Source organism: Arthrobacter sp. AK01, assembly GCF_021109375.1.
Classification (GTDB): Bacteria; Actinomycetota; Actinomycetes; order Actinomycetales; family Micrococcaceae; genus Arthrobacter.
In genome coordinates, this window is record NZ_JAJOHP010000126.1 from 1 (window position 1) to 6,676 (window position 6,676).

5 protein-coding genes are annotated in these 6,676 nt (G+C 65.9%); 2 read left to right on the plus strand and 3 right to left on the minus strand.

What is annotated here, in order from left to right; all coding sequences use genetic code 11:
* Window positions 1-125: 125 nt before the first annotated feature.
* Genes LN996_RS23190 through LN996_RS23200 form a run of 3 tightly spaced genes read right to left on the minus strand, consistent with a single transcriptional unit; the run spans window position 126 to window position 3,414 of the window.
* The gene (locus tag LN996_RS23190; RefSeq protein ID WP_231343447.1) at window positions 126-1,478 is read right to left on the minus strand and encodes an MFS transporter; all 1,353 of its coding nucleotides are present in this window, start codon (window positions 1,476-1,478) and stop codon (window positions 126-128) included.
* Window positions 1,479-1,529: 51 nt separating this feature from the next.
* Complete coding sequence (murQ, locus tag LN996_RS23195; RefSeq protein WP_231343448.1) at window positions 1,530-2,489, minus strand: N-acetylmuramic acid 6-phosphate etherase; 960 nt, start codon at window positions 2,487-2,489, stop codon at window positions 1,530-1,532.
* Window positions 2,464-3,414 (minus strand): N-acetylglucosamine kinase, encoded by a 951-nt coding sequence (locus LN996_RS23200; RefSeq protein ID WP_231343449.1) that lies wholly within the window; start codon window positions 3,412-3,414, stop codon window positions 2,464-2,466. Before LN996_RS23200 ends, murQ begins: the two co-directional genes overlap by 26 nt.
* Window positions 3,415-3,650: 236 nt before the next feature.
* On the opposite strand from LN996_RS23200, the gene LN996_RS23205 reads away from it, so the two are divergent.
* Window positions 3,651-4,580: an endonuclease domain-containing protein gene (locus tag LN996_RS23205; protein ID WP_231343450.1), complete on the plus strand. Its 930-nt coding sequence runs from the start codon at window positions 3,651-3,653 to the stop codon at window positions 4,578-4,580.
* A gap of 270 nt (window positions 4,581-4,850) precedes the next feature.
* Window positions 4,851-6,521 carry a bifunctional phosphoribosylaminoimidazolecarboxamide formyltransferase/IMP cyclohydrolase gene (purH, locus tag LN996_RS23210; protein WP_231343451.1) on the plus strand — a complete coding sequence of 557 codons (1,671 nt, stop codon included), beginning with the start codon at window positions 4,851-4,853 and terminating at the stop codon, window positions 6,519-6,521.
* Window positions 6,522-6,676 lie beyond the last annotated feature (155 nt).

A 6,676-nucleotide genomic window follows, 5' to 3' on the forward strand; every position in this document is an offset into this window, starting at 1 on the left:
CCCCCCCCCGGGGGGGGCCCCCCCCCCCCCCCGCCCCCCCCCCCCCACACCCCCCCCCCGCGCGGCCGCCCGCGGGGGCCCCACCCCCCACCCCCCCCGACTCAGTTGGGTACGAGGCGGGGCGGTTACGAGAGTTCGCGCTGCTTCGTTTCGGGGGCGAAGAACGCCATCCACAGCACGGACAGCAGCACCAGGCCACCAGCCATGGCGAAGGACTGCGCCAATCCGAACTCCGGCCAGAAGAACGAGGCAAACACCAGGGGCCCAAAGCCTGCCCCGATCCGGGAGAACGTCGACGCCCAGCCGAAGCCCGAGCCGCGAAGCTCAGTCGGGTACAGCTCGGACACGTAGGCGTAGAGGACCGGGATGGCCACTTGGACCACGAACCCGAACACCAGCAGCCAGAACACGGCAGCGGAGGGAACGTCCACCACGAAGGCCACGATCACCAAGGTCAAAGCGGACAACGGACCGGTGATGGCCAGGATCCACTTGCGACCCACCTGCTCCACCAGGAGCGCCGCGACCACCACACCCAGGAGTCCGACGGCGGCCATGCTCGCCGTCGTGACGAACGCCTTGTACTCCTCAAACCCAGCACCGATGAGAATGCGCGGCATCCACGTCAGAGACAGGTAATAGACCAGCAGGATGCTGAAGAAGAGTGCCCAGGCAGCGGTGGTGATCTTCCAGTTGAACTGCCAAATCCGCCGCAACTGGGCCCAGGCGCTGCCGGGGGAGAGGCGCGGCGCAGCCTGCGGTTCGGGCAGGCTATACGCCCGCGGCGAAGCACCTGTCGCCTCGACCAAGCCATCAATCACCGCCGCAGCCTCGGCACGGCGACCCGCACGGATCAGGAACAGCGGTGACTCGGGAACCGAACGGCGCACCCAGAAAACGAGCAACGCCGGCAGCACCATGATCAGCATGGTGAGCCGCCAGTCGCCGAAGGCAGCAACGAGCCCGGCCGAGATAAAGCCACAGAGCGCAGCACCGATCGGCCACCACCCGTCCATGGCCGTGAGCACCTTGCCCCGTTGCTTCCGCGGAGTGAACTCACCCACCAGTGCGTAGTCCACGGGGATGCAGCCGCCCAGGCCGAAGCCGGCCATGAAACGGAAGATGCAGAACCACACGATGTCCGGCGAGAACGCACCCAGAACCGTGAAGATGCTGAAAATCAGGAGGGTGGCCGTGAAGGCCTTCTTGCGTCCGATGGTGTCCGCAATGGTGCCCCACGCGAAGGCGCCCACGGCCATGCCGATCAGGTTGGCCGTGCCGATCCACGCAGCGTCAGCCGGCTGCAGGGACCAGTGCTTGGACAACAGCGGAATCAGGATGCCGTTCAGCGTGACATCCCAGGCGTCGAACATGAACCCGAGTCCGCCGATCAGGAAAATCCGTCCTTGGACCTTCCACCGCCATGGCAGGTCCTGCACAACTTGTTCGCCGCTGGGCACGGCTGTGTATGTATTCATTTGCCCTCCTGCATGCAACTTTATGCGCTGGGCACCGGGCTGCCGTCCGGGCTACTTCTGGTTCTCGATCGCCCGCCGCAGGAAACCACCGGCTTCCTCCAGGGCACCCTTGGCCTGACCAGCCTCGATGCCTGTCAGGAGCACCAAAATCGCCGCCTTGACCGAACCGCCAACCGAATCCAGCGCGGCAGCGGCTTCATGGGCATCAACGCCGGTTGCGTGCTGAACGGTGCGCTGCGATCGGGCCAGCAGCTTTTCATTCGTGGCGCGCAAGTCCACCATGAGGTTGCCGTACGTCTTGCCGAGCTTCACCATCACCAGCGTGCTGATCATGTTGAGGACAAGTTTCTGGGCCGTGCCCGAATTCAGCCTGGTGGAACCAGCGATGAACTCAGGACCCACCACAACCTCGATCGCAGCATCCGCCACGTGACTTACTGCCGAGCCCTTGTTGCACGCCAGCGACGCCGTGAACGCGCCCCGCTTCCGGGCCTCCTCCAACGCACCGATCACGTAAGGCGTCCGGCCCGAGGCCGTGATACCCACGACGGCGTCGGCTTCGGTCACGTTGATACCGTGCAGGTCGCGCGCGCCGGCAGTTGCGTTGTCCTCGGCATACTCAACGGGTTTCTGGATCGCCTGCACACCGCCTGCGATGAGTCCGACGACGAGTCCCGGCGGGGTGCCGAACGTTGGCGGGCATTCGCTCGCGTCGAGCACACCCAGGCGACCGGCCGTGCCGGCTCCCACATACAAAAGGCGGCCGCCGCGCTGGAGCCGCTCCGCAACGGCGTCGACGGTTTGAACAATGGCGGCACTGGCCGCTTCAACCGCAGCGTGTACTCCTGAACTGTGGGAAAGCATCGCGGCCACGAGTTCTTCGGTGCCCAGGATGTCCAGGTTTTCCAGGCCCTCGGCCGTGGCCTCCGTCGCCAACCCTGCGAGTTCCGTGCGCAGGCCCGCGAGTTTGTCCGCGTCGTTGGGGTTAGTCGGGCCAGTTTGTGCCGTCACGGTGGATGTACCTTTCCTGGATGAGCCCGCGGCGCGTCGCAGCGAGGGCAGCACCGTCCAAGCCATCGCCGAGCGGGGCCACCACCTCAATCCCAGCCGAAGCGAGTGACTTCCGCAAGAGCGCCGCGAAGAAGTCCGAGCCCACCACTCCGCCCAGCATCGCCACGCGGGGTGTGCCGCCCTCGTCGCCGCTGGACGCGAGCTTCACGGTGCGGGTCAGGATGCGGCACGCCTCGCCGATGATGTCATGCGCGACGGCGTCACCCACCTCCGCCGCGTGCAGAACCAGCGGCGCGAAACGGGCCATCGCGCGGTAGGGGTTCTCGTTGGCCGCGAGCCAGCCCGGCAGCATCCCGGGCGACTCGACCAGTGCGCCGGCCGCAGCCGACAGCGATGTGGCAGGGCCGCCGTCGTACGCTTCAAGAACTGCCTGCAGGCCTTGCTGGCCGATCCATCGTCCGCTGCCGCGATCCCCAAGATAGGGTCCCCAGCCGTCGGCCCGGTGCAGGACTCCGGAGTCATCGAACCGGAAGGCGACGGCGCCTGTCCCAACAATGAGCGTGGTGCCGGGGGCGCCCTGGAGCGCGCCGAGCTGGGCGGCCGTGGCATCGGAGAGCACGGCTGCCGGGACACTGAACCGCTGGGACAGCATGGTGGCAAGTTCCTGCGACTTCTCGGCGGATGCTTCAACCCCGGCCACGGCGGCCCCGATGCCGGTCAAGGTGCTGACGGGGAGGCCGGGCGGCAATTGGCTGACCGTCTCAAGGAGGAGGTCGAAAGCCAGGGTTGGCCCGTTGTCCACGTGCACTCCGGGGAAGCCGTGATGGTCGGCGGCGCCCAGCAACTCTGTACCGCTGCGCAACTCGACGCGGCAGCGGCTCTTCCCTACATCGGCAACAAGTACGACATCGTTGGGGGCTTCCATGGATCAACCCTATGTTGTGGGGCCCGCTCTGCGTGTTTGGTGAGCGGTTTGGGGTGCAGAACAGGCCTCGCAACGGGTGGTCCGTGAGTTGTGGGGCCCGCTCTGAGTGGTTGGTCGGGGTTTGGGGGCGCAAAGCCGGCCTCGCATTTTCTGTGGAGGAAAAGTCAAAAGCCCATCAAAGGGCGATTTCTGTGGATAACCGAATGTGAGCCATCATTTCCGGCAAGCATGGGCCCATGCGGAATCTCACTCCCTTGCCTCTGAACGTCGACCCTCAAGGCTTCCTCGTCGCCGACGCTTACGCTTCCGGCGTGCCACGGTGGCGACTCCAGACGAAAGAACTTGTGACGCCGAGTCGTGGCATCCGTATCGCTAGGGCAAACGAACGCGACCTCGAACTGCTCGGGCGGCTGCACACCGCTGTGACTCCACGCTGTGCAGTCAGCCACGTCACTGCAGCGTTGTTGTGGTGCATGCCGCTCCCCATCTACCTCGAGGAAGAGGGCAGGAGCGGGCTAATCCATGTGACCCGCCGGCAAGAGATCGGGAGGGTCAAGCGTCGGGGGGTGGTCGGGCACCGGGCTCCGCTCTTGGCGCGGGATGTTCGGGTGTTGAACGGTGTCCAAATGACTTCGCCGGAATGGACGTGGGTGGATCTGGCTAGACACATGGGCAGGTCATCGCTTGTGGCCGCCGGCGATTTTCTGTTGGCGCGCGAGAATCCGTTGTCCTCGCTTGAGGCGATCCAGGAAGTCATCAATAGACGCCCCAAGGTCAAAGGCATCCGGATGGCCCGGGAAATTCTGCCATTGTTGCGCACGGGCGTAGATTCGCCGCAGGAGTCAAGGCTGCGTCTGAAAATCGTCGACGCCGGGCTGCCGGAGCCAACTGTCACCCAGCCAGTTTATGACGATCACGGCCGCTACATCTCAACGCCGGACCTCCAGTACAAGGTGTACAAAATTGCTATGGAATACGAGGGCGATCATCACCGCGCCGACCCAGTGCAGTGGGGCAAGGACATCGAACGCGACGATCGGCTTCGCGCGTTGGGGTGGATTGTCCTGAAATTCTCCGAAGTCCAGATGAAGGGCGGGTGGGTCAATGCCGAGCGGAAAGTGCGGGACGCTTTGACGTCGCGCGGGTGGCGAGGGCCGTCGTCGTGAAAGTTCGCTGGGCGTGGGATTTGTGGGGCCTGGTGTGCGTGGGTGGTGGGTGGTTTGAGGCGCAGAGCGGGCCTCGCAACGCAGGGGTGCGACTTGTGGGGCCTGGTCTGCGTGGGTGGTGGGTGGTTTGGGGCGCAGAGCGGGCCTCGCAACGCAGCAAGGGCATCAAAGACGCAAAACCGGACCAACCACGAAACACGATAAACTCTCCGTATCCCCACACCCGCGATACCACCCGCGACATCTACGCGAACTAAGACGGAGACTTTTGTGAGCTTGACGCAGCTTGACCGTGTTCCCATCCGCCGTGCACTGATCTCGGTTTACGACAAGACGGGACTGGAGGAGCTCGCGAAGGGCCTGCACGCAGCCGGCGTCGCCATTGTTTCCACCGGCTCCACCGCCAAGAAGATCGCCGCCGCAGGCATCCCGGTCAAGGAAGTCGAAGAAGTCACCGGCTCCCCGGAAATGCTGGACGGCCGCGTCAAGACCCTGCACCCGCGCGTGCACGGCGGCATCCTGGCCGACCGTCGCGTCCCGGCACACATGGACACCTTGGCCGGCATGGAGATCGAAACCTTCGACCTCGTGGTGGTGAACCTCTACCCGTTCGTCGAGACCGTGAAGTCCGGCGCAGCGCAGGATGACGTGGTGGAGCAGATCGACATCGGAGGCCCCGCCATGGTGCGTTCGGCCGCGAAGAACCACGCCGCCGTCGCCATCGTCACGGACCCGCACTTCTACGGCGCAGTAGTCGACGCCGCAGCCCACGGCGGTTTCGACCTGAACACCCGCCGCCGCCTGGCTGCCAAGGCCTTCGCGCACACGGCCAGCTACGACAATGCTGTTGCCACCTGGACCGCCAGCCAGTTCCTCGACGAAGACGGCGACGGCATCATCGACTGGCCCGCCTACGCCGGTCTCGCCCTGGAACGTTCCGAGGTCCTGCGCTACGGCGAGAACCCGCACCAGCAGGCCGCGCTGTACGTGGACAAGGCTGCCCCGGCCGGCATCGCCCAGGCCGACCAGCTGCACGGCAAGGCCATGAGCTACAACAACTTCGTCGACGCCGATGCCGCCCTCCGCGCTGCCTTCGACTTCGCCGAGCCAGCAGTAGCGATCATCAAGCACGCCAACCCCTGCGGTGTCGCCGTCGGTTCGGCTGATGCTGCGGACCCGATCGCCGACGCCCATGCCAAGGCCCACGCCTGCGACCCCGTCTCCGCGTTCGGCGGCGTCATCGCGGCGAACCGCACAGTGACCGCCGGAATGGCTCAGACCGTTGCCGGCATCTTCACCGAGGTTGTCATCGCACCGGACTTCGAGCCGGAAGCCGTGGAGATCCTCTCCAAGAAGAAGAACATCCGCCTCCTCGCCCTTCCCGAGGGCTATGGCCGCTACCCGGCCGAAATGCGCCAGGTTTCCGGCGGCGTCCTGGTCCAGATGAGCGACAAGGTGGACGCCGACGGCGACAACCCCGCCAACTGGACCCTCGCAGCCGGCGAAGCAGCTGACGGGGCAACCCTGGCGGACCTGGCCTTCGCCTGGACCGCGTGCCGCGCCGCGAAGTCCAACGCGATTCTGATCGCCGACCACGGTGCCGCCGTGGGTATCGGCATGGGCCAGGTCAACCGCCTGGACTCCTGCCGCCTGGCCGTCGAACGCGCCAACACGCTGGGCGTGCAGGTGGAGTCCGACGTCGAAGGTGCCGGCGGTGCCTCCAACGCCAGCGGTTCAGACGCACCTGAGCGTGCCCGCGGTGCCGTTGCAGCCTCGGATGCGTTCTTCCCGTTCGCTGACGGCCTGCAGATCCTGATCGACGCCGGTGTCCGCGCCGTCGTCCAGCCGGGCGGTTCGGTCCGCGACGAGGAAGTCATCGCCGCAGCCAACGCTGCCGGCATCACGATGTACTTCACCGGCGCACGCCACTTCTTCCACTAGAAGAGGTACAGCCCGCGAGGGCCATAGCAGCACAACGAAACGGCGGGGCGCCCCCCCCGCGGGCCGGGGGCCCCGCGGTTTATAAAAGGGGGGGTGAAACTATATACGAAGCGGCCCGGGGGGGGTGGGTGGGGGGTGGGAGGAGGCCCCCACAG

Coding starts and splice junctions, on each gene's coding strand:
- LN996_RS23205 (WP_231343450.1), top strand. CDS start 3,651: ATGCGGAATCTCACTCCCTTGCCTCTGAACGTCGACCCTCAAGGCTTC.
- LN996_RS23190 (WP_231343447.1), bottom strand. CDS start 1,478: ATGAATACATACACAGCCGTGCCCAGCGGCGAACAAGTTGTGCAGGAC.
- LN996_RS23200 (WP_231343449.1), bottom strand. CDS start 3,414: ATGGAAGCCCCCAACGATGTCGTACTTGTTGCCGATGTAGGGAAGAGC.